The following is a 19,841-nucleotide window of genomic DNA, read 5'->3' as shown; positions in this document are numbered from 1 at the left end:
TATTAGAAAAATGAAACTTTTCCCCGTCTGATTACGTAATTTAACTATTCTATTTTTTATCCTTTGATGAGGGGGACCTGGTTTGAAAAAGAGAACTTATGCAATCATCGCTGTGGTCATATTTTTAGCCATGATGATCATCAATAATCTAAACATGGGAAATGAGGCAGAGAAACTTCAGCAGGAAAGAGACAATCTGACAGAGCAGGTTGCAGCTTTTAAAAAGGACAGAGAAAAAAATGCTGCTGCATTAGAGGAGACATCGAAAGAAAATGAACGGTTAAAAAGTGATGCTGACGATCTTAAAAAAGAAATTGAACGGTTGAAAACACCAGTTTTGTATCAAAATTTCCTGGAAGCTGTTCGTACAGTCGAAGATTATAAAAAGGAAGATTCATTCAGTAAGGCAAAAGACTATTTTGCACTTTCCTTAAATGGGGGGTTATCCACTTTAGACAGAGCAGGGAATTGTCCTTGCAGTATTTTTTTCAAGAATGGCAACATTGAATGGAAGCCAAAATCAGTGCTGGATCTTAAGGAGTTGGGGATAGAAGGAGAAAAAATACTACTTACCTATCAAACAGTAGAAATGATAAAGGACGATTATCAATTTGTCATGACAAAGACTGAAGGATTTAATGATAAGACTCTTAAGTGGAGGATCGAAGAAATTAATCCAATCAAGAGGTAGCGTATTTGTATCCATTTACAGCAGGCTGCACCGTTGCGAGAAGGGAGAAATTGATGAAGAAACTATTTATTGCCGTCCTTTTATTAGGAGTATTGTCTGGATGCACGAATTCATTTATAAACCTTTCAGGGGAAAGCAAAAGCTGGACCGGAAAATACACAGCAACTATGGATGGAAATGAAGAGCATGGCAGCTATGAATTTCATTTTAAGGACGGAAATGAGAGCACTCAATTTAACGCTCTTGACATAAACATAGGCGACGGAAAGACGACCCAATCAGAAAAAAATGTTAAAGCCGCTACGATTACTCTGTCTTCCAACTGCAGAGGATGTTCTTTAACAGGAAAAGGGGAAAAGCAGAAGGTGACAATTAAATGGGACGATCTGAATGAGGAAACCTTCTATTTGCAAGAGAAGTAAGTTTGACGAGCGAATTGATATGAAAGTTTACTTTGGAGGTCCGACAATTGAATAGGAACAGAAGAAGTATAAGAAGAGACTCATTTAAAGAGAAATGCAGGGAATTTGGATTTGAAATTCTGTTTGAAGTGGTTTGGAATATCATCACGTTTATTCCAAGGATGCTGTTTCGTCTTGTGAAAAGCATTTTTGATCATAATTAATGCTCCGTAATCATCTGAAATTAAAAGATAGATGGAGATATTCATTGACATACAGTGCTTTAAAGTATGAATAGACACAAGGTTAACTCTAATTACTGGGCTGGCAGATGTGGGACACATAGAAAAAATTGATAATAAAGTGACTGTCTGAATAAATTAGTTGAAAATCGCTTGGAGTGATCGTATGTCTAAATATATAAGCATCTTCTTTTTGGCTATTATTATCAGTGTAGTGCTTTTCTTTCTTTTTGGCTCTCTCTTCATGAGAGGGGGAAATGCTGCGGAAGAGGCTGTATACACATTCGGGGCCATCATCGTCATCTTACTTTCATTTTTAGTCTCACAAATTTATCAATTAATTGATTTAATTCGAAAGAAATACTAAACAGCCCTTTATTCCTAAAAAGGCTGTTTTTTTCATGCATTCGTTATTTTTTCATCTCCTGGTAATATACCTCAAGAAGCTTTTCCACTGGAATGTCGTCAATTGTCATACCTGCGATATCACAATCTGCAATGCGCATGTTTCTCAGGCTGCTGTTCTTAATGGTCGTTCCCTGCAGCTCACATCTTTCAAAAGAGATTGGTTCTTCATCATCTCCGAGGCTGGTATCCATAAAGTGGGCTCCTGCAAGAGTGACCAATCTCATTTTGCTGTAAGAAAGGTTTAAATCCGCGAAAAATGAATGTCTGAAATTAATATTCTGAAATTTTGAGTGACTGAGGTTACAGTTGCTGATATGAGTATTCATTAAATTGCTGTTACTAAAGGAACTGCCTTCTGCGTTTACTTGATAAAACTCTGTTTGACTCATATTGCAGTTTTCATATTGAGTTTTCTCAAGATCTTGATTCTCTGTCAGCCTTTCTATTTCTGCTGAACTTTCTTTTCTCTTTATATAACAGTATTCATCTGCTGTTTTGAAAGTAGTTCTGTAACCCATTTTCTCGTAAAAATGGTGGTTATTCACTTGTCTGCTGGATGTCTCAAGGTCCCATGTTCTTACTTCGGGAAATTCCTCTTCCACTAATTCAATGACCCTTGAACCGATTTTTTGCCCCTGATGATCCGGGGCCAGGAAGATCCGGTCGATTCTCCCGAAAGATTTACCCGTTATACTCACGATGATTCCGCCAACAATATGGCTGTTATAGATGATTTTAAAATAATTCAATTCATCAATCATATATTTTGTCATTTCGATTGAAGAATATCCAGGAGGCTGGATGTTGTAATCAAGAATTTCCTGATTCGGAAGCCATCTTCTTGCTTCTTCATCAAATGCCGTTTTCATTATTTCTGTTAGCTTTCCGGCATCTGATATGACTGCTCTTTCAATTGTTATCAATGTTCTATTCTCCCTTGTCCGCAAATAGAAATGAATTCTATTCACCATTACTAAGTTTACAGGTTGATAGTCTCATTGTACCATCAAAAGTAAACGTTACCATATATTTAAAATTAAGTATAATTTTAGAATGGTGCGAACACAAAGACGTCAATTCTTTCTTATTTGAGCGCAGCTTTCAAACTTTTTCAACTAAAACACAACTTTTCAACACGTCATACGTCTAAATAACAGGCACCCACAATCTAAGGAAGAGGACGATTCATTTGAAAGATGCAAGAGAGACCGAAATAGAAGAATGGTACAGCCAGTATCATCAGACCATCTTCAAGTATATTTTAATGATGACAAAAGATTATCAGCAGGCTGAAGACTTAACGCACGAAACATTTTTAAAGGCATTCAGGCAACATCATTCTTTCAGGCAGGATTCAAGTCCGAAAACCTGGCTGTTTCGAATTGCGCACAATGTGACGGTGGATTACGCAAGAAAGCAAAAGCCGATTCGATTAATAATGGAGCTCTTCCGTCAAAAGAAAGATCCCAGTCTGCTTCCGGAGCATTTCGTTGAGATGAAAGAGAGTTCAAAGGAGCTTTATCAGGCCTTGGAAATGCTGAAGGATTCTCACCGTGAGGTTATTATTATAAGAAAAATCAAAGGATTCTCAATCAGTGAGACGTCCGAAATACTAGGTTGGTCCGAAACAAAGGTGAAATCTACACTCTCAAGAGCCATTCTTGCTCTGGAAAAAACATTGATCAAGGAGGGTTATCAGGATGAACAAAGAAGTAAGTTATTATGACAAGCTTCTGCAGAATTTAGATGACCAAGTAGAATGGAGTCCTCATCGTTCGCACATGGTTCAAATAAGACTACAAAAAAGCATTCATAAGACAAATATGATGTCGAAGCTACAGCGCGTTTATATTTTTTCAATAACCTCAGTGTTAGCTGCATTATTTCTGTTTGTGATGGCTGCTCAGATCAGCGGACAGCTGAATTTGGCCGGGACAGGCGATCATAGCATCGGAAACAGAAAATTCATCGAAGGTGTCCATTATCAAATGGAGACAATCAACGGACAAAAAACAGCGGTACTTACAAATGAAGGAATTGAAAATACGGTTTATCCAACGGATGCCAATGAAACTATCAAAACCATTGCAGGAGAACCGGAAATCCATCTCAGTATATCTAAGCAGGGAAAGGAAGAAGTATTTGAAACGCAGGCCATTTACGCAACAACTACTTTAGGGCAGCACATATACATCGATACTCAAAGACACGATGAACCAATCGATACAAGAATAGAAATGCTGCTTCCGCATACGAAATATCCAAGTTCGTCTCAATCAATATACAAAATGAAAATTTCAGGTCACAGAGCTGTTATGCAGGAAGAAAAAACAGGAATCGGCAAGACTGACCTGTATGTAGTTACTGAAAACTTTATTTATCATATCTATTCTGCTGGAATGAGTAAAAAAGACACTAGAATAGACCCGCAGGAACTTATTAGACTTGCAAACTTACTTCAATTCAAAAAAGAATAGCAGATTACTGATACCGGAGGAATGTTCGTTGCTTCTTAAAACTGAACCAAATTCAATTTTTAACCCATTGTTAAAACACCTCACACAAACATTTAATAAAGTCATCTGTTCAGGAGGTGCTGTTTTTGTCATTCAAAACGATTCTGTTGTTTTGGAAGAATATATTGGAAAGCAATCAAACAAGCCTGATGCAAGAAATATTCAGCGTGATACTCAATTTCACGTAGCGTCTGTAAGAAAAAGCTATATCGGTTTTGCTGTGGCATATGCTGTACATACCGGCTGCATTCACAGCATAGATGATTTGGCAATAATCTATCTCCCCGAGCTTGATGAAAATGTTTGGAAAGACACAACTATCAGGCATTTATTGACTCATACCCACGGCTTATCGGAAAAAGAGGGCGCAGTCTATCGGGAGTATGAAGCTGGTGAGAACTGGACCTACAGGCAAGTCGGCGTTAATACCCTGACACAAATTGTCAAGCGGACAACTGGACAAACCATATCCGAAATTGTTCATGGACAAGTGTTCACGCCACTGGGTTTTTCAGAATCGGATTGGTATGCCGAAAGAAATGAAAAACTTGTTGATGTCATTCTGAGATCTGAACAGGATAGCAGTTGGAGAACGAGCAAAAGCACAGAAGGCGACAAGATGAACATGTATGTTTCTGCTCGAGAACTGGCTTTATGGGGATATCTGCATCTTAAAGAAGGAAGAGTGAACGGAGAACAAATCATTCCTAAAGAAGTCATCCAACTGGCTACATCCCTGCAGAGCCCGGCAGACTTAAATTATGACTCACCGCAAAATGGTTTCCTGTGGTTTGTGAACAATTTACCGACCAAGAAATCAGAAATTGGAGAAAGAGTTCCTAGTGGTTCATATCAGATATTGGGCTATACAGGCGTCACATTATTGGTGATCCCCGAAGAAAACATCGTTGCTGTCCGCATGTTTAATAGCTTTGGGTCACCTGAGGGATATGATTATTTAGAGGATGTCAGGTCATTCGGCGATACGGTGATGAGGTGTTTGGGAAAAGTGAGAAGTTAAGTTCAGAAGACAGGAGAGGAATATCATTTGAAAATAAGGTTTGCTGAAGAAAAGGATATTAACCAATTAATCAAAATGAGATGGGATTTCACAATTGAACATGATGAGAGCAAGAAAATCTCATCTTTTACAGACTTTGAGAAAGAATGCCGAAGTTTCTTGGAGCACGCTATTAAGGGTGACAGGTGGATGATTTGGGTTGCTGAAGAAAATGGAAAACTGGTATCTCACATATACATAGAGCTAATTGAAAAAGTCCCGAGGCCAGGAAGAACAACCTATCCTTTTGCTTACATGACCAACGTGTATACCATTCCTGAATATAGAAATAAGGGGATTGGGAGTATGGTGCTAAGCTCGATTAATCAGTGGATTAAAGATACTAAGTGTGAATTTGTCATTGTTTGGCCAAGTGATGATTCAGTTGGTTATTATAAAAAAAATGGGTATGTCCACTGTGTGGAGCCGATGGAATATTTTCCATCTTAAGTGGACGATTTAGTTCTTACGTTTGCCTTTGTTCATCGACAGAAATCGATGGCTGGGGCAAACGATAAGCTTCTAACTGTACTTGAATTTCACTCTATGATAATAGCCAAAAGATAAAAGAACGGTTCCTATGACAGCAGCTGCTGAAATGTAAACGCCATCCCAATCCTCAGAACTCCCTGCCAGGATCCAGACCTCATATGTGATAAAGATGAGTGATAAGAAAATGACAATTCCCAACAGCATGGAACGGGCAATTTGTTTTGCTTCTGCAAGAATCGTCTTTGGATTTGTTTTTTCACCTGAAACCATTTTACGGACTGCAAACAGCAAAACGAAAAGTCCTGCAGTAAGCAATAGAACATGCATCATATCTGGATCTCCTTTCTTCATTACTATTGGAAAATACTGATAAGATGAGTTTATCATAGGAAGGCTGAATTCAGATATATAAATTAGACCTCTCTGTTGAAAGAAATAAATGTTTCTTGAATGAAAAAAGGTGTTGTTACTGGTGTATCTATTTGGAATAATTAGTATGGATCAGGCGGATGAAGAGGATGCCTTGCCTGACTGCAGCCTCAAGAGAATGGAAGAGCTCGAGAGTTCCTGAGACAGAGAAACTACATACAAAGGAAAGATGGATGATGAAATTCATTAAACGATTTATTTTAAACCGGCCTGCTGAAAAGCGGCTGGCCTATTTTTACGGAATGATTGCAACAGATGAGCAGGTGTGGCTGCTTAAGGACGAGAATGGAGAATTGGTTCTAATTGAAGATGAACTTGGAGAGTATCCTTTTTTACTGCCGGTTTGGCCAAGTCGAAGCTTTGCCGAGATGGAGGCAGCGCATGTCAATAAATCAGCCGCAGCATTCAACATGCCGCTTTCGGAATTTCTAGAAGAACTGTTGGTGGATATTGAAAAAGACGGGGGAGCTGCAGCCATTTTTCCAAACGAAAAGAATACGAGCATACAAAATCGTGACGAGATAAAGGAAATGCTAACCCGAATTTAATGGTCATCTAATTTGCTTCTGACAGGAGCGTCAATCAAGAGGGATTGGCGCTTTTTATGGCGAACTGTATTGGAATATTTGTATAAGGAGACCTGTCCTATGAAAAAACTGTTAGCTGCAGCATTGATCTTACTAGGCTGCTCTGTCTACATCCTGTTCAAACTCCTTCAAAGCGAACTGCACCTCCCCCATTTCTCCGCAGACGCCGTCAACCCCATAAGCTTTGAATGGAACAGCATTCATATCGACACCAAGTTTCAGGAGGGAGAACCAGGCTCTGTTTACCGAATCTGGTTAACGCCCATATACGTAATCGCAGGCTTGTCACTTATACTAATGTTTTTGCCGTTGAAGAAGAGGAAAAGCAAGGTCTGAACATTCTTCTATAGCCAGCTGAATGGAAGGCATAGGCCGACAGCTGCCTGATGAACAGCATTCGCTTTAGAGGGAAATAAGAAAGGGGAGGAACACAATGAAGAAAGAGAAAGATAAAAGCAAAATCAATACGGATGACGGATGGAACCGTACTGTTTTCGGCAGTCCAACAATTGGAGGTTTTGCCGTCATCGGATTAATTGCCGTTTATATCGGATATCAATGGTTAGCCGGGTGACCGGCTGTTAATGAGTACAAGTGAATAAGAAACAATGGGTGTTCGTCAGTTCATTGATTTTGACAGTCTTCCTGTCATTTATTCCTGGCATAGGATACCGGGAGGAAGGAAGCTACCGTTTTTTTGGAATGTCGGCTCAATGGCTCGGGTACTACGGAGACGGACAAATCAGCTTCGAAATCTGGGGTTTTCTGTTGAATGTATGTATCATGTATTGGCTTTTATTTGGTGTCGTCAAACTGGTAAATTTCCTGTTAAAAAGACGGATTATAAAAAGATGGAATGAAAAAATCAAATGAGGTGTCTCACATAGAAAAAGTGCCGGCAAATACTCTCCTTAAGATTGAAGAGGATCTTAAGAAAAACGATTTAGGGAAAGCCAGGGACAGACTGCATGGATTGATTGCAACATACCCTGATGAAATAGAGCTCCGCAGAAAATTAGGGGATATTTACTACGCATTGAAATACCCGTCAATGGCAGGACGGTACTGGTATTTGGAAAAAAATAAAACACATGAGATGCAGCAAGCCTGTATTGAATTCGAAAAATCGATGGGTAATGATCCTTTTCAGATTGTAAGAGCTTTAAAGTTCAAAGGTGATCAAGAAATAGTAAAAGATCTGGAATTCAGTGAGAATTTTTCACCTGTACAAAAAAAAGTAACTGAAAAACTGCTGGAGGAACCTGAGGATTCAGTGTTTGATAAACTGCTTGTTGCCGGCTGTCTTACAGTCTTAGTAGGGACCGTTCTCTTTGCTGCTTTAGGGATGTATTCTTTTGTGGAATGGCTAATGTAGCAAGGGGAAATATGCAAGATAAATGATAGGAGCGGATATTTTGTCAAAAGGATTGATTCACCACATTGAAATATATGTATCTGACTTAAAAAGATCTATAGAGTTCTGGGGTTGGTTTCTTGAAGAGCTGGGTTACAGCCGGTATCAAGAATGGGACCAGGGACAGAGCTGGAAAATTGAAGATACTTACCTTGTCTTCGTACAAACACAGGAACGATATATGGATGTTTCTTATAATAGATGCCGAGTCGGCCTAAACCATCTGGCCTTTCACTCGAGTTCACGAGAGCACGTAGATGAAATGACAAGTAAATTAAAGTCGAACGGGATTCATATCCTTTATCCGGACAAACACCCATTCGCAGGTGGTAATGAACATTATGCCGTATATTTTGAAGATCCGGATAGAATAAAAGTGGAACTTGTAGCGCCCTTATAGCAATTGGGGGCGGTCATTGAATGAACGCCCATTAGTTTTATCCATCTTCCAGTTTCTTTTTTACGAAATCTCTAAAATCCAAAAACAGATATATGAATCCTGTTAGAATAAAAAAGAATGTAATCCAGCCTGTGTTATTTGGTGCACCTAAGAGATAAAATAATATTCCAAATGATAGGTAAACTGCCCCCGTTAATTGCCGCACTCCATTACCTCCAATCAATTTTCAAAAAGTATATATGCAATAAACGTCTATTTTAGACCTGGTGAAAAGATAATATCATTAATCCTTATTCAGGTAGTGAGACAGAAAACAATAGCGGGGTATTGCTGCAATTTAAGGGGAATGTTACGGGAAATGCGGATTTGAAAAAGTAAAATTGCCGCCAGAACATGAGCACCACGAAGGGAACTATCAGGATTGCTGGTTGATGGAATACAGCTTATAAATGATTGTTTATTAATCGTTGAAAAACCTTATCGTTTATCTTTTGGTATGTCTTACTTTTACTCTGTTAATTATTGTTGCTATTGGGAGACTGTCATGTTATGGACAAATCTTTGAGGGGGATCAATATGCTAAGTGTATTTAAAGAACGTATTCAATCTTTATATAGTCAACTGCGTCCCCAAAAAAATATAGGATATACAGCCTTTGCCCCCTTGAGAATTGCACCTGAGTACACAACGATTGATTTGGAAAACAAGCAAGTAACAGGTGTTGTTAAATATGACGGCACAGTTTACCTTACGGTGACAGTGGATGTTCGGCTGAACAAAACGACGGTAAGGGGGAGCTTGAGAAACATCTCCCATTTAACATACCCGTTTAAAAAAAGAAATTACATAGACATGATTAAGTCCGATGCAATTACCTTTATGGGAAATTGAATGGCTCTCAGATCCTGTTTATAACCGAGGAAAAGAGGCTGAATAGGGATTCTGCCTCTTTTTCTGACATCAGTCATTTTATATTTTTCCATTCTTTTTTCTTAAATGATTCACAAATTCCTGTTTGTGTTTTGGAGAAATTTGAATAGAGTTGTAGGTTGCATAGTTAATCTCTAATCGATCCTTTGACAAAGCAGGAGCTGTAAAAGGATTTTTTGTATCCCTAAAGCTGTGAATTTCGTCAATTTTGATTTTCTGCCTAAAGGGACCGGATTGGACAATCAGGAGGTTTTCTGTAAGTGTATAACCGGTTTTAAACCAAATCCACAGACATAAAAAACCGATTGGAAATAAGCAGGCGATTTTAATCCATTGTTTATCTAAAGACTCCGGTGTCATCCAGGCTCCAAAGTCCGGGAAGAAAATCGGCGGAACGATAAAAAGAAATGAAAAGAGCAAGAGAATAACTGACATCCATATGTCTCTTTTTGAAGGATAATACATGCTGCCAACCCCCTTTCTTCCTTTTTACGTTTAAAAAATAAGTAAGTTTCATTGGTCAAAACCGATTTTCCTTTATTGATTCCAGTGCCGAGGGAGCAATGGCTTTTTCGAGAGAGTCAGATCATCCTGCTTTCTGCAGCCTCGACTCTTTTTTTGCATATCTCCATAATGCCCTCCCCGTACTCATTCTCTGTGATTTTTCTGTACAGACCCCGCGCCTCTTGTGTTGCATTTTTCAGAAGGTATCCATGCTGAACTTCATTTAACATTTCAACATCATTTCCGCTGTCGCCAAAAGCGAGCGTGCCTTCGGCGGGGACCTGATAAAAATGTCTCATAAACCTTACAATCTCTTTTTTTCCTGTTCCAACGGGAATAAAGTCAACATCAAATGCCTGCTCCGGATCTCCGGCTTTCGGGTTGCACCGGTTAATATTTATGCCAATCCCGTTGTTTTGAGCGAGTCTTTTAATAATGGGGAGATGGTACTCTGCAATTGCATCAGACGTTATATAATAATAGTAATTCATTTTATATTTCTGTTGTCCCAGCTGTGTTTGCGGGTGGAGCGGAATGTTAAATGTATTTTTTAGTTCAAAAAGCAAATCTTCCACAAGCTGATGTGAAAATCCAGCCTTTAAAACATAGCTGTCCCATTCGGATACAGTCTTTAAATCACCGTGTTGGTCAGGCTGCCACAATTCAGTCCCTAGATTACTGGAAATAAAGTGCGGCAAATAACGCAGGTTTGCTTTTTTCATTTTCTGTTCAACTTGCTGAAGACTGCTGCCTGTAACCCATCCGACTTTTACACGATATGTCTTTGACAGCCAATTAAGATATTCTTCAAGGTTTCTCAGCATGACTAGTTGTTTATTTGTACATTCATGCGGAAAATACGTTTCATCGAAATCTAAAAAAAGCAGAAAATCAGTTTTCTCAGTAGAATAAAATACTCGTTTTGACATGCTGTGAACAGCTCCCTTCATCTTTTTAAAGCTTATTTTCCGGGAACGTTCCCATGTCAACTTAAAAAAACGGAGTGGATAAAATGCCAACTATTTTGGATATCGCACGTCTTAGCGGCGTTTCAAAATCAACAGTTTCCCGGGTTTTGAACAGCCATCCCCACGTATCCGCTGAAAGCGTGCAAAAGGTCAATAAAGCGATCAGGACGCTGTCTTATGTTCGAAATTCACAAGCCGTTAACCTTCGGCTCCAAACGACCAGCACAATTGGAATCATCATACCAATGCTTGATCATCCGTATTTCAGCCAGGTTACAGGAATTCTTTCAATATCTTGCCATGAAGCAGGCTATAAAACGGCTGTTTATCAAACCTTTTTTAACAGGGAAGAAGAAGCGGAGGTATACGAGAGACTTCTTCATAAAGAAATGGATGCCGTTGTGGTCACATACTCAACTCTTACAGAACAGGAAATTCTCGACATAGCCGGAGACCGTATTGTCGTTGTCTGCAATGAGCAATTCAATGGAGACGTTTATGATGTCATCTCAGTAAACGAGGAAAAAGCTCTGTTTGCAGCTGCAAGCTACTTATTGGAACAAGGCCGCCGTAACCTTGTCTTATGCGGTGATGATTTTGCCTATCCTCTTCAGCAAAAGAGATGGAAAGGCTTTAAACGGGCCCACAGGAACTATGGAATGCCCTGCACTGTCTCGAATCGATTTAAAGGAATGATCACCATCCGGGACGGGATTCAGCTTGGTGAGAAACTGTTCCAGGCAGGCGGGAAAATAGACGGCATTCTCGCCGGCAGCGATTTTGTGGCAGCCGGCTTGCTTCGCAGTGCGGCTGCTGCAGGGAAGTCCATTCCCCGTGATGTTTCCATTATCGGTTTTGACAATCACCAGATTTGCTCAGCGACGACTCCTCCTTTATCAAGTATCTCGTATTCGTTTGAAGAGATGGCCAATACGGTTATGACCTGTTTATCCAAAAGGCTGAGGGGGGAGCATGCATCTCCGGCGTTTTATGAGCTTGAAGCAGAGCTGGTTATTCGCGGGACGACAGATTGAAAACATGACATTGAAAGCCTATTACTTTCATAGTGAGGTACTGACATAATGATTTCTTAGTGCCGAGAGGGTCAAAAAAGATAGAACTTTTGAAAGGGAGAGGTTTGTGAAATGAAATCCGAAAGAACAAAAATGAGTAAAACGACAATTGCGTATTATGTTTTTTCTGGGGTAGCATTAGTATTACTTTTACTCAATCATTATCTATTTGATTAGACATCCTAAAAAAATAGTGTGTTACGAATCTAGGAAAAGGTGCACTGAACTCGGAATATGAGAGATAGATCAATCGAATGAATATTATCATTGAAGGGGAATGGCAAACGGTGTAAAATGATTTGTTTTTAAAAGTGTGACATAAGGTTTATCTGATTTCAATAAGACTAAACGCCGTATTTCTCTGATTCAGAATGGAGGGGTTATCATTTTTAATAAAATGTTAGGAATTCAGGAGATTGATGATAAAAGATTTAGGATAAACAACAGAGAAGCGGTCAGGGCTGTAATTATCCATAATAACAAGATCCTTATGGTTCATTCAAATCTTGGAGACTATAAATTTCCAGGTGGTGGAGTGGATAAGAATGAAAGTCATGCAGAAGCTCTAATGCGTGAGGTAGCAGAAGAGACAGGCTATCTCAAGGGTTTAGTTGGAGACAAAATGGGCGTTGTCATTGAAAGACATCTAGATGACTATGATAAAGATGCTATCTTTCAAATGACTTCGCATTATTACATTTGTGAATTAACAGACGAGAAGGTCGATGTACAACAGTTAGATGAGTACGAGTCTGAACAAGAATATACACCTAAATGGGTAAAGCTTGAAGATGCGATTAAACAAAACCAAATCATGTTAAATCAATGTGAGCAGAACGTATGGATACACCGTGAAAATTTTGTTTTGAAGGAATTTAAAAAAATTTATGAATTAGTATAAGGTATGCTGTATCTTCTGCAGTTTGGGCGTTTTATACAAAACGTCCAAACGATAAAAAAGAATACTTAAACCCAACCCTTCAAACAAATGTGCGAATATCTTTTTTCAAGCACTCTCAAGCCTTCGTCTGTCAGAAAAAACACGATTGAGCACTGAATTGAATAGTACATAAGATCTTCACTAATAAAGTAAAACAAAAACCCCCCTAATAAATGTAGGAATCCCGAAGCAAAAGCACGCACAAAATTATACGATATCTTTTTAGTCATAAGCTCTGCAAGTATGGAAATTGGAAGCCCATAGGCTGTACAACCAATTATGCAGATGGCAAAAAAAATGATACTTGAAAACAAACCAGTTGGATCCAATTCAACATTTGAAAAACCTTCTGTATAAGCATATACAGTATACATCATGGCAGAAATGACTACGACTATGCATTTTCTATATAAAAAGACTAATCGCTTCACTAAAAACCCTCCTTTTTGGTTTCACGTATAATAGTTATTTCTAATAGTACCAGATATTCACAACGAAAATCGATAGAACACTAATTAATCTAGCGGGTTAATCTTTTTTTTGAAAAACTATCATCCAAAGTGTTTTTTGGAATATAGAGTGGCGAATGAAACAAGATAAAACATTGACATATTTAGAATCTGGACGAACTTTAAATATAGAGGGGATTTCCTTTTTCCAAATAGAAAAATTTTTTAATGAAAAATGATAAATGGTGGTCTGAAAAAATGATAAAGAATTTCCCTAAGAAAATACATATTATAGGTTCAGTTGGTAGTGGGAAAACAACGTTAGCAAGAGGTTTATCAACTAAATTGAATCTCCCATTCTATGAATTAGATAACGTCATTTGGATAAGGCATAACTCTGGTGATATAAGAAGAACTGAAGTAGAAAGAGATGATTATTTGAAAACTATTATTGATTCTGAATCTTGGATTATAGAAGGGGTTCATAATGCAGAATGGGTTTCTCATAGCTTTCATAAAGCTGAATTAATCATCTTCCTAGATACAAATTATTCAGTGAGAACGTATCGAATTGTAAGGCGGTTCCTCTTACAGCAACTCAGATTAGAAAAGTCAAATTATAAACCTACATTTAAAATATTTTTAAAGATGTTTAAGTGGAATAGACATTTTGAACAGGTGGGAAAACCAAATTTCTATAGTAAATTCGGCAAATATAGTAACAAAATATTAGTTGTAACTAATATGAGTGATATTGAAGATTATTTGAAATAGCAAAGGTCGCCGCGATATTATCCCTAGAAAAGCAAAGAAACGTGGAGAAAAGGATACAAAAAGAGGAATTTTCAATCAAAATAGTAGTAGTAGTTGCACAAGACCGAAATGGGAATATGATTGCTCGCATAGCAGGTACTGGTCGGGTTCAATACGAAGAAATTGATGCAGTGACAGGAGAATTTATTCTTCCATCTGCAGTCCTGTGCACCAATACTGCGATGAATGATAAATAGTTTGCAAGGAAAAGTGTTTGCTGCACGAAATCATTGCGATTCTTAAAGTATCCAATGTATTTCCACTTCGAAATCTATCTGAAGAGTTGGACTGGCAAATCCATTGGGAACAAAGTGTAAATCGTTTGAAAAAACAAAAGTGAAACGACCTATTTGAATTACATTGTTATCATTCCAACTGTTTGTGTTCACAGGATTTCCCTTTATTATTTTGCCGACGATATGGTAGCAGCCGCTGTACAAGTGCAGACCCTTTTCATTGGGACCAAATTCTGATAAGTGAACACACTTAGAAGGGTTAACACCTAGACTATTTAAGAATTTCAACTCTAAAGATAATGATTTCATAACTTCATAATAGTTCAAACAATCTGAGCATTGGCATAATCTCCAATTATTATTGTATTGCTTTTTAGTTGCATCAACATCCACTTCAATAATCCAATTATGGACTTCAACTTTTTGAAACAATTTCATCACTCCTTGAACTTATCCAAAATGACAACGATAAAGTACTAAGATTATATTTCTTATTTAGAAGTCCTGCACATTAACGGATTAAGCCATATGCATAAACAATACCATAAAATTAAAATATCCTTAACGGAGGCGTTTGCAGGATTGTAAAGGGTTGTTGAATAAGGATATATTGCTAATTGTGAAAGGGAGGAAAGAGATATGATATCAAAAGAAGTCGGCAAATTCTTAGGTTCAGACTGACGACACCATAGACATTTATAAAGATCTTAAAGAAGAGGTTCTATTATTCCAAAGAGGCCAACAATTAGAACAGAACTAAATCGTCATCTAATAAAAGAAATTTCAAAAATGAATATATACCGCTCTGACGTGATCCTTATGAGATTGCGTTTTTTTAATTGCGGCATTTAAGAATTATTTAAGAACTACATAAGAAATCATTTCGAATTGTTCCTTACAATGAGTTCTAGTTAGTCGATAAGGCGACGAAAACTATTGATTGAAAAGGAGTTTTTCGCATGGCAAAAAAAGCAGGTTATTACTCGGTTTTATCTCATCTTTGGATTCAGTGGATCATGTTAGGGGGCATCTTGCTTAATACGTTTATGGTCTATCCGAATATTTTTCATAACGTACCGGAAACATTGGAATCAACGATGGATTGGATGGAAGTCGCTAGTCCCCATACTTATTTTCCGCCATTGGGATTTGTAAGTATCTTAACTGGTATTCTGGCTGGAATTTTTGTGTGGAAAGTGAAACCCGCAAGAAAGTGGGTACTCTTCAGCTTGCTGGCAATCCTATTAGAAGGGGCAGCTTCCATTCTTTTTGAGTGGCCGCGGAATGAGATTATGTTTATTGAAGGTGCTGACGTTCATTCTGCAGAATTTCTAAAACAAACGGTGAAGGAATTCAAGATCGTGCATTGGTTCAGGGTAATGTGTAATATCTTTGGATCACTGTTTATTTTCATAGGATTTATTAAGTTTGACCGTTTTATGACAGCAAATGGAAATAACTAAATCATAGAAACGATTGCCGGACAGTGTTTTTTTGAAGCTGGATAAACGTCCGGCTTTACCAGCACAAGAACTGAAGATATGAGTGTGAATGAGGAGGTGACATAGAGGTGTCCTTAAAGAAAAGGCTGATTCTATCTAATATCGGTATGGTTATCATCCCGATGCTCGCTTTAATCATTGTCGAACTCGCTGCCGGGTATTTGTTTTTTTATGTGCTCGGAAGAAAGCCGGAAGGGGAGGACATGCAAGTCTTTCAAACCTTTCGTTTCGCAGCAATGATTGTGATACTGGCCATCACCAGCGGCATCCTGACCTATTCGATTTCCAGAAGTATTCTTAAACCGATTGAGATATTAACTATAACGGCGAAAAAGATTAGTGAAGGCGACCTCAATCACAGCTGTGCTTCAAATCAGAAGCATGAATTGGGGCAGCTGTCCAATACCTTTGAAGACATGCGGTTGAAACTTAAGAAAGCGGCAGCGGTTCAACAACAGTACGAGGTGAGCAGGCAGGAGCTCATTGCCAGTATTTCGCACGATCTAAAGACTCCCTTAACCTCGATAAAAGGATATGTGAGCGGCATTCAGGATGGAGTGGCGGGCACTCCTGAGAAACTGAACCGTTATCTTTCCAAAATTGAAAAAAACGCACATGAGATGGACGTCCTCATCGATGAACTGTTTCTCTATTCCAAGCTGGACCTTGAACAAATTCCATTTGCGTTTGAGAACGTAAAACTGGACGATTATTTTCATGATTTCATTGAGGAACTTTCGTTAACACTTGAACAGGAACAGGGGAAAGCGGTTCTGATCTATGATCCTCTTCAATCTTATAGTGTGGAAGCGGACAGGGAAAAATTAAACAGGGTCGTCATGAATATCAGTCAAAACAGTCTGAAGTATATGGATAAATCTGTGAAAGACATTCAGATCATCATGAGCGAAAGAGAAAAGGAAGTTCAGGTGGAAATCAAAGATAATGGGAGCGGAATCGGGAAAAAGGATATTGACCATATTTTTGACAGCTTCTACCGGACAGATGAATCGAGAAATTCTTCTACTGGGGGCACTGGTCTCGGACTGTCGATAGCCAAAAAAATCATTGAAAAACACGGAGGGAAAATCTGGGCAGCGAGTGAACCGGGAGTGGGGACGAGTATTTATTTTACACTGAAAAAGGTGAATGAGCGTGAAGAAAATATTGATAATTGAAGACGAGACGGATATTGCTGAACTTGAAAGGGATTATTTAGAAGTGAACGGATTTGACAGTGATATCGCTTCGAACGGGGAGGAAGGGCTGCGCATGGCAAGGACTCATTCGTACAATCTCATATTACTTGATTTAATGTTGCCGGGGATGGATGGACTCGAGTTATGCAAAAAACTTCGGGACCTTCTGGATATTCCCATTCTCATGGTGACCGCCAGAAAAGAAGACATTGATAAAATCAGGGGATTCGACCGCGGGGCAGATGATTATATTGTAAAGCCCTTCACACCAAGTGAACTGGTTGCTCGAGTAAAAGCGCATATTTCAAGATATGACCGGTTAATCAAGCGGGATCTCCTGAAAAATGAAATTGAGATTAAAAACTTGAGGGTGGATCTCGATTCCCGGAGAGTATACGTCGATCATGAAGAAAAAACATTTACCGCAAAAGAGTTCGATTTATTGGTGTTCATGGCGACTTATCCTGAAAGGGTCTTCACGAAGGAACACCTATTCGAAAGGATCTGGGGATATGACTCCCTTGGAGACATTACAACGGTCACTGTGCACATCAGGAAAATCCGGGAGAAGATTGAGCAGGATCCATCTGTGCCTAAGTTTATTGAAACCATTTGGGGAGTAGGTTACAGATTTAAAAAGGAATAATAACAAAAGAACGAGGCAATGGGAGGCGGCTCATCTCTACTCGTTGAAGGAATCATGAGCACCTTTCTCGAAATCAATAATTAGTAGTGCATTCAAGGGCGAACAGCCTTTAAATTAACTTTGGGATATGGAGTGAAGAAAATGATACACAGTCTAGGTCAAGTAATGGTATATGTTAAAAATCAAGATCAAGCTAAGGATTTTTGGGTAGAAAAAGCAGGCTTTACCGTCATCGCAGAAGAAGATAACAAACAAGGCATGAGATGGATTGAAGTAGCTCCGGAAGGGGGAGGAACAAGTATCGTGCTTCATAATAAAGACATTATTGCTCAAATGGAACCTGAACTGAATCTCGGTACTCCTTCTCTCATGTTCTTTACAGACAACGTGGACCGTTTGTACGACGACTTAAAGAATAAAGGGGTGAAGGTCGGTGAGATTGTAGACTTACCGTCTGGAAAACTGTTCAACTTTGCCGATGATGAAGATCATTATTTTGCTGTACAGGAAAGGCAGTAATGAAAGAAGCATCCATCGACTGAGACAAGGAATCGTCCGGAAGAATACTAAAATAAATAAGATATTCAAGGTATCCTATGGGTTTTCTCCATTTATAGAAAATTGTCTATTCTTCCGCTGGAGAGAAATGAATATGCTGAAATAAAAAGGCAGTTAGCACGAGATTTTAATGATGACCGTAAGAGATATACAGAAGGTAAAACAGAATTCTTTAATTTAAGAGTGCGATTGCTGCAAAGTGTGATCGCCTTTTTTGTATGCTTTCGTGGCAGCTATTTTCCTGCTAGAAGATTAATCAACTGCTAAATGTCTTTTGAAATTTAAATAAGAACTGTTTTGCCCTTGAAAAATCGTTATATTTGATAGGGGTAAGTCGTTCGGAAAGGCGGAGTAAATTGAGTTTTAATTAATTTATTTATCATTCAATACCCAATGGCTATGTATTAAAAGACATTCTGGAACTTCATAAAGACATTTTTGGAACTTCTGATGACCTCGTCAACAAAATGACAAGTAAATCTCAATTGTTAGTTATCACAGCGATGGACGGAAAAAACATAATTGGATACAAGATTGGATATGCACTTGATAGAGATCAATTTTATAGCTGGTTGGGCGGAGTAAGAATTAATTACAGAAAATATGGAGTAGCTTCTATGTTAATGGATATGCAGCATAGGTATTTAATAGAGAATGGATATAGTAGTATTCAAACTAAAACAATGAATAAATGGCGTAATATGTTAGTTTTGAATATAAAAAATGGATTTGATGTAATTAATACTTATACAGATGAAAAAGGATTACACAAAATTGTTCTGGAAAAGAAACTAATCAATTAAAAGAGGAGATTATCCAAGAAGGGTTATCGCTCTTTTAGGTTGAATTCCAATAAAAGAGAAAGTCCTACACAATATTTTAAAAAAGGTGATTCAACTATGTCCGTGAATTTTGAATGTTTGGGCTGCAAACTTGCTAATAAAATGGAACCGGTTAATGTTGTGTATGAGAATGAATATATTTGCTGTTTCTTAGATATTGAACCATTTAACGAAGGTCATACGTTAATTCTTCCAAAAAAGCACTATCTAGATGTTGAGGATTTAGATATTGAAACGGCAAATGCCATTATGGAAGCATCTATGAAGATTTCAAAAGCAATAAAGAAATTATTCGCCCCAGACGGGATAACTATTTGCCAGAATGGCGGGAAATTTAATGATTTAAATCATTACCATATGCATATTATCCCAAGGTTTGAAGGCGAACCATTCTATTATGAAGAACAAAAAGATAATGAGAAAGAGAAGAATAAATTCCTGGAAACAAAATCGAAATTAAACAAGCTAATAGAATCACAATTTTAAGCTGTCGCCTGCGATTGCTGCAGTTTTATTGCTTTCTTAATAAAGAAGCTGACAG

General features: G+C 38.2%; 29 protein-coding genes and 1 pseudogene. 24 read left to right on the top strand and 6 right to left on the bottom strand.

The window, feature by feature from the left end; genetic code table 11:
* Nucleotides 1–82: 82 nt before the first annotated feature.
* The 3 genes from ACTSEZ_RS09675 (at nt 83) to ACTSEZ_RS09665 (ending at nt 1,701) form a co-directional block, all read left to right on the top strand.
* Complete coding sequence (locus tag ACTSEZ_RS09675; protein WP_369733993.1) at nt 83–691, top strand: hypothetical protein; 609 nt, start codon at nt 83–85, stop codon at nt 689–691.
* Between the two features lie 53 nt (nt 692–744).
* Nucleotides 745–1,113, top strand: a complete 369-nt coding sequence (locus ACTSEZ_RS09670; protein WP_369733991.1) for a hypothetical protein — start codon at nt 745–747, stop codon at nt 1,111–1,113.
* Nucleotides 1,114–1,500: 387 nt separating this feature from the next.
* Nucleotides 1,501–1,701, top strand: a complete 201-nt coding sequence (locus ACTSEZ_RS09665; RefSeq protein WP_369733990.1) for a hypothetical protein — start codon at nt 1,501–1,503, stop codon at nt 1,699–1,701.
* Nucleotides 1,702–1,744: 43 nt separating this feature from the next.
* Here ACTSEZ_RS09665 and ACTSEZ_RS09660 read toward each other — a convergent pair whose 3' ends face one another.
* Nucleotides 1,745–2,713: a GNAT family N-acetyltransferase gene (locus ACTSEZ_RS09660; protein WP_369733988.1), complete on the bottom strand. Its 969-nt coding sequence runs from the start codon at nt 2,711–2,713 to the stop codon at nt 1,745–1,747.
* A 218-nt stretch (nt 2,714–2,931) separates the two neighbouring features.
* Between ACTSEZ_RS09660 and ACTSEZ_RS09655 the strand changes: the two genes are divergently transcribed.
* From ACTSEZ_RS09655 to ACTSEZ_RS09640, 4 genes are read left to right on the top strand one after another with little or no spacing between them, the layout of a single operon-like run.
* The gene (locus ACTSEZ_RS09655) at nt 2,932–3,468 is read left to right on the top strand and encodes an RNA polymerase sigma factor (protein ID WP_369733987.1); all 537 of its coding nucleotides are present in this window, start codon (nt 2,932–2,934) and stop codon (nt 3,466–3,468) included.
* Nucleotides 3,443–4,219 (top strand): hypothetical protein, encoded by a 777-nt coding sequence (locus ACTSEZ_RS09650; RefSeq protein ID WP_369733986.1) that lies wholly within the window; start codon nt 3,443–3,445, stop codon nt 4,217–4,219. The genes ACTSEZ_RS09655 and ACTSEZ_RS09650 overlap by 26 nt, the downstream gene beginning before the upstream one ends.
* Before the next feature lie 28 nt (nt 4,220–4,247).
* The gene (locus ACTSEZ_RS09645) at nt 4,248–5,279 is read left to right on the top strand and encodes a serine hydrolase domain-containing protein (RefSeq protein ID WP_369733985.1); all 1,032 of its coding nucleotides are present in this window, start codon (nt 4,248–4,250) and stop codon (nt 5,277–5,279) included.
* A gap of 27 nt (nt 5,280–5,306) precedes the next feature.
* On the top strand, nt 5,307–5,768 hold the full coding sequence (locus ACTSEZ_RS09640; protein ID WP_369733983.1) for a GNAT family N-acetyltransferase: 462 nt from the start codon (nt 5,307–5,309) through the stop codon (nt 5,766–5,768).
* 72 nt (nt 5,769–5,840) lie between these two features.
* Here the strand turns inward: ACTSEZ_RS09640 and ACTSEZ_RS09635 are convergent, their stop codons facing one another.
* Complete coding sequence (locus tag ACTSEZ_RS09635; protein ID WP_369733981.1) at nt 5,841–6,140, bottom strand: hypothetical protein; 300 nt, start codon at nt 6,138–6,140, stop codon at nt 5,841–5,843.
* Between the two features lie 188 nt (nt 6,141–6,328).
* On the opposite strand from ACTSEZ_RS09635, the gene ACTSEZ_RS09630 reads away from it, so the two are divergent.
* From ACTSEZ_RS09630 to ACTSEZ_RS09605, 6 genes are all read left to right on the top strand, one after another.
* Nucleotides 6,329–6,787, top strand: a complete 459-nt coding sequence (locus ACTSEZ_RS09630) for a DUF2750 domain-containing protein (RefSeq protein ID WP_369733980.1) — start codon at nt 6,329–6,331, stop codon at nt 6,785–6,787.
* Nucleotides 6,788–6,886: 99 nt separating this feature from the next.
* The gene (locus ACTSEZ_RS09625) at nt 6,887–7,162 is read left to right on the top strand and encodes a hypothetical protein (protein ID WP_369733978.1); all 276 of its coding nucleotides are present in this window, start codon (nt 6,887–6,889) and stop codon (nt 7,160–7,162) included.
* A gap of 97 nt (nt 7,163–7,259) precedes the next feature.
* Nucleotides 7,260–7,400, top strand: coding sequence for a hypothetical protein (locus tag ACTSEZ_RS09620; protein WP_369733977.1), 141 nt, complete (start codon nt 7,260–7,262; stop codon nt 7,398–7,400).
* 282 nt (nt 7,401–7,682) lie between these two features.
* Nucleotides 7,683–8,201 (top strand): DUF6584 family protein, encoded by a 519-nt coding sequence (locus ACTSEZ_RS09615; protein WP_369733976.1) that lies wholly within the window; start codon nt 7,683–7,685, stop codon nt 8,199–8,201.
* 40 nt (nt 8,202–8,241) lie between these two features.
* Nucleotides 8,242–8,640, top strand: coding sequence for a VOC family protein (locus ACTSEZ_RS09610; RefSeq protein WP_369733975.1), 399 nt, complete (start codon nt 8,242–8,244; stop codon nt 8,638–8,640).
* 576 nt (nt 8,641–9,216) lie between these two features.
* A complete protein-coding gene (locus tag ACTSEZ_RS09605; protein ID WP_369733973.1) occupies nt 9,217–9,531 on the top strand; it encodes a hypothetical protein in 315 nt (104 codons plus the stop codon).
* A gap of 78 nt (nt 9,532–9,609) precedes the next feature.
* On the opposite strand, the gene ACTSEZ_RS09600 is transcribed toward ACTSEZ_RS09605, so the two are convergent.
* Both ACTSEZ_RS09600 and ACTSEZ_RS09595 read right to left on the bottom strand, forming a co-directional pair.
* Complete coding sequence (locus ACTSEZ_RS09600; RefSeq protein WP_369733972.1) at nt 9,610–10,035, bottom strand: PH domain-containing protein; 426 nt, start codon at nt 10,033–10,035, stop codon at nt 9,610–9,612.
* Between the two features lie 116 nt (nt 10,036–10,151).
* Nucleotides 10,152–11,003 carry an HAD-IIB family hydrolase gene (locus ACTSEZ_RS09595; RefSeq protein WP_369733971.1) on the bottom strand — a complete coding sequence of 284 codons (852 nt, stop codon included), beginning with the start codon at nt 11,001–11,003 and terminating at the stop codon, nt 10,152–10,154.
* A gap of 83 nt (nt 11,004–11,086) precedes the next feature.
* Here ACTSEZ_RS09595 and ACTSEZ_RS09590 point away from each other — a divergent pair, with 83 nt between their 5' ends.
* Both ACTSEZ_RS09590 and ACTSEZ_RS09585 read left to right on the top strand, forming a co-directional pair.
* Complete coding sequence (locus ACTSEZ_RS09590; protein ID WP_369733970.1) at nt 11,087–12,076, top strand: LacI family DNA-binding transcriptional regulator; 990 nt, start codon at nt 11,087–11,089, stop codon at nt 12,074–12,076.
* Nucleotides 12,077–12,512: 436 nt separating this feature from the next.
* Nucleotides 12,513–13,016, top strand: coding sequence for an NUDIX hydrolase (locus ACTSEZ_RS09585; RefSeq protein ID WP_369733969.1), 504 nt, complete (start codon nt 12,513–12,515; stop codon nt 13,014–13,016).
* A gap of 65 nt (nt 13,017–13,081) precedes the next feature.
* Here ACTSEZ_RS09585 and ACTSEZ_RS09580 read toward each other — a convergent pair whose 3' ends face one another.
* Nucleotides 13,082–13,486 (bottom strand): hypothetical protein, encoded by a 405-nt coding sequence (locus ACTSEZ_RS09580; RefSeq protein ID WP_369733967.1) that lies wholly within the window; start codon nt 13,484–13,486, stop codon nt 13,082–13,084.
* 276 nt (nt 13,487–13,762) lie between these two features.
* On the opposite strand from ACTSEZ_RS09580, the gene ACTSEZ_RS09575 reads away from it, so the two are divergent.
* Both ACTSEZ_RS09575 and ACTSEZ_RS09570 read left to right on the top strand, forming a co-directional pair.
* The gene (locus ACTSEZ_RS09575) at nt 13,763–14,278 is read left to right on the top strand and encodes an AAA family ATPase (RefSeq protein WP_369734093.1); all 516 of its coding nucleotides are present in this window, start codon (nt 13,763–13,765) and stop codon (nt 14,276–14,278) included.
* A gap of 1 nt (nt 14,279) precedes the next feature.
* Nucleotides 14,280–14,511: pseudogene (locus ACTSEZ_RS09570) on the top strand (IS1595 family transposase); the annotation flags it as partial.
* A gap of 45 nt (nt 14,512–14,556) precedes the next feature.
* On the opposite strand, the gene ACTSEZ_RS09565 reads toward ACTSEZ_RS09570, so the two are convergent.
* The gene (locus ACTSEZ_RS09565; protein ID WP_369733965.1) at nt 14,557–14,985 is read right to left on the bottom strand and encodes a hypothetical protein; all 429 of its coding nucleotides are present in this window, start codon (nt 14,983–14,985) and stop codon (nt 14,557–14,559) included.
* 527 nt (nt 14,986–15,512) lie between these two features.
* Here ACTSEZ_RS09565 and ACTSEZ_RS09560 point away from each other — a divergent pair.
* From ACTSEZ_RS09560 to ACTSEZ_RS09530, 7 genes are all read left to right on the top strand, one after another.
* On the top strand, nt 15,513–16,016 hold the full coding sequence (locus tag ACTSEZ_RS09560; protein WP_369733963.1) for a hypothetical protein: 504 nt from the start codon (nt 15,513–15,515) through the stop codon (nt 16,014–16,016).
* 107 nt (nt 16,017–16,123) lie between these two features.
* Nucleotides 16,124–17,233 carry a HAMP domain-containing sensor histidine kinase gene (locus ACTSEZ_RS09555; protein ID WP_369733962.1) on the top strand — a complete coding sequence of 370 codons (1,110 nt, stop codon included), beginning with the start codon at nt 16,124–16,126 and terminating at the stop codon, nt 17,231–17,233.
* Nucleotides 17,211–17,900 (top strand): response regulator transcription factor, encoded by a 690-nt coding sequence (locus tag ACTSEZ_RS09550; protein ID WP_369733960.1) that lies wholly within the window; start codon nt 17,211–17,213, stop codon nt 17,898–17,900. Before ACTSEZ_RS09555 ends, ACTSEZ_RS09550 begins: the two co-directional genes overlap by 23 nt.
* Before the next feature lie 141 nt (nt 17,901–18,041).
* Nucleotides 18,042–18,419, top strand: a complete 378-nt coding sequence (locus ACTSEZ_RS09545; protein WP_369733959.1) for a VOC family protein — start codon at nt 18,042–18,044, stop codon at nt 18,417–18,419.
* Between the two features lie 102 nt (nt 18,420–18,521).
* Complete coding sequence (locus ACTSEZ_RS09540; RefSeq protein ID WP_369733957.1) at nt 18,522–18,725, top strand: GrpB family protein; 204 nt, start codon at nt 18,522–18,524, stop codon at nt 18,723–18,725.
* Nucleotides 18,726–18,832: 107 nt separating this feature from the next.
* Nucleotides 18,833–19,261 (top strand): GNAT family N-acetyltransferase, encoded by a 429-nt coding sequence (locus ACTSEZ_RS09535; protein ID WP_369734092.1) that lies wholly within the window; start codon nt 18,833–18,835, stop codon nt 19,259–19,261.
* 96 nt (nt 19,262–19,357) lie between these two features.
* Nucleotides 19,358–19,786, top strand: coding sequence for an HIT family protein (locus ACTSEZ_RS09530; RefSeq protein WP_369733955.1), 429 nt, complete (start codon nt 19,358–19,360; stop codon nt 19,784–19,786).
* Nucleotides 19,787–19,841: the final 55 nt, after the last annotated feature.

The organism is Metabacillus mesotrionivorans (assembly GCF_052171315.1).
Taxonomy (GTDB): Bacteria; Bacillota; Bacilli; order Bacillales; family Bacillaceae; genus Bacillus_P.
The sequence above is the reverse complement of the archived record's forward strand: the minus strand, read 5'-3'. Positions and strand labels throughout refer to the sequence as shown.

Coding starts and splice junctions, on each gene's coding strand:
- ACTSEZ_RS09670 (WP_369733991.1), top strand. CDS start 745: ATGAAGAAACTATTTATTGCCGTCCTTTTATTAGGAGTATTGTCTGGA.
- ACTSEZ_RS09665 (WP_369733990.1), top strand. CDS start 1,501: ATGTCTAAATATATAAGCATCTTCTTTTTGGCTATTATTATCAGTGTA.
- ACTSEZ_RS09660 (WP_369733988.1), bottom strand. CDS start 2,713: ATGGTGAATAGAATTCATTTCTATTTGCGGACAAGGGAGAATAGAACA.
- ACTSEZ_RS09650 (WP_369733986.1), top strand. CDS start 3,443: ATGAACAAAGAAGTAAGTTATTATGACAAGCTTCTGCAGAATTTAGAT.
- ACTSEZ_RS09635 (WP_369733981.1), bottom strand. CDS start 6,140: ATGATGCATGTTCTATTGCTTACTGCAGGACTTTTCGTTTTGCTGTTT.
- ACTSEZ_RS09630 (WP_369733980.1), top strand. CDS start 6,329: ATGCCTTGCCTGACTGCAGCCTCAAGAGAATGGAAGAGCTCGAGAGTT.
- ACTSEZ_RS09625 (WP_369733978.1), top strand. CDS start 6,887: ATGAAAAAACTGTTAGCTGCAGCATTGATCTTACTAGGCTGCTCTGTC.
- ACTSEZ_RS09620 (WP_369733977.1), top strand. CDS start 7,260: ATGAAGAAAGAGAAAGATAAAAGCAAAATCAATACGGATGACGGATGG.
- ACTSEZ_RS09615 (WP_369733976.1), top strand. CDS start 7,683: ATGAAAAAATCAAATGAGGTGTCTCACATAGAAAAAGTGCCGGCAAAT.
- ACTSEZ_RS09605 (WP_369733973.1), top strand. CDS start 9,217: ATGCTAAGTGTATTTAAAGAACGTATTCAATCTTTATATAGTCAACTG.
- ACTSEZ_RS09600 (WP_369733972.1), bottom strand. CDS start 10,035: ATGTATTATCCTTCAAAAAGAGACATATGGATGTCAGTTATTCTCTTG.
- ACTSEZ_RS09595 (WP_369733971.1), bottom strand. CDS start 11,003: ATGTCAAAACGAGTATTTTATTCTACTGAGAAAACTGATTTTCTGCTT.
- ACTSEZ_RS09590 (WP_369733970.1), top strand. CDS start 11,087: ATGCCAACTATTTTGGATATCGCACGTCTTAGCGGCGTTTCAAAATCA.
- ACTSEZ_RS09585 (WP_369733969.1), top strand. CDS start 12,513: ATGTTAGGAATTCAGGAGATTGATGATAAAAGATTTAGGATAAACAAC.
- ACTSEZ_RS09575 (WP_369734093.1), top strand. CDS start 13,763: ATGATAAAGAATTTCCCTAAGAAAATACATATTATAGGTTCAGTTGGT.
- ACTSEZ_RS09560 (WP_369733963.1), top strand. CDS start 15,513: ATGGCAAAAAAAGCAGGTTATTACTCGGTTTTATCTCATCTTTGGATT.
- ACTSEZ_RS09545 (WP_369733959.1), top strand. CDS start 18,042: ATGATACACAGTCTAGGTCAAGTAATGGTATATGTTAAAAATCAAGAT.
- ACTSEZ_RS09530 (WP_369733955.1), top strand. CDS start 19,358: ATGTCCGTGAATTTTGAATGTTTGGGCTGCAAACTTGCTAATAAAATG.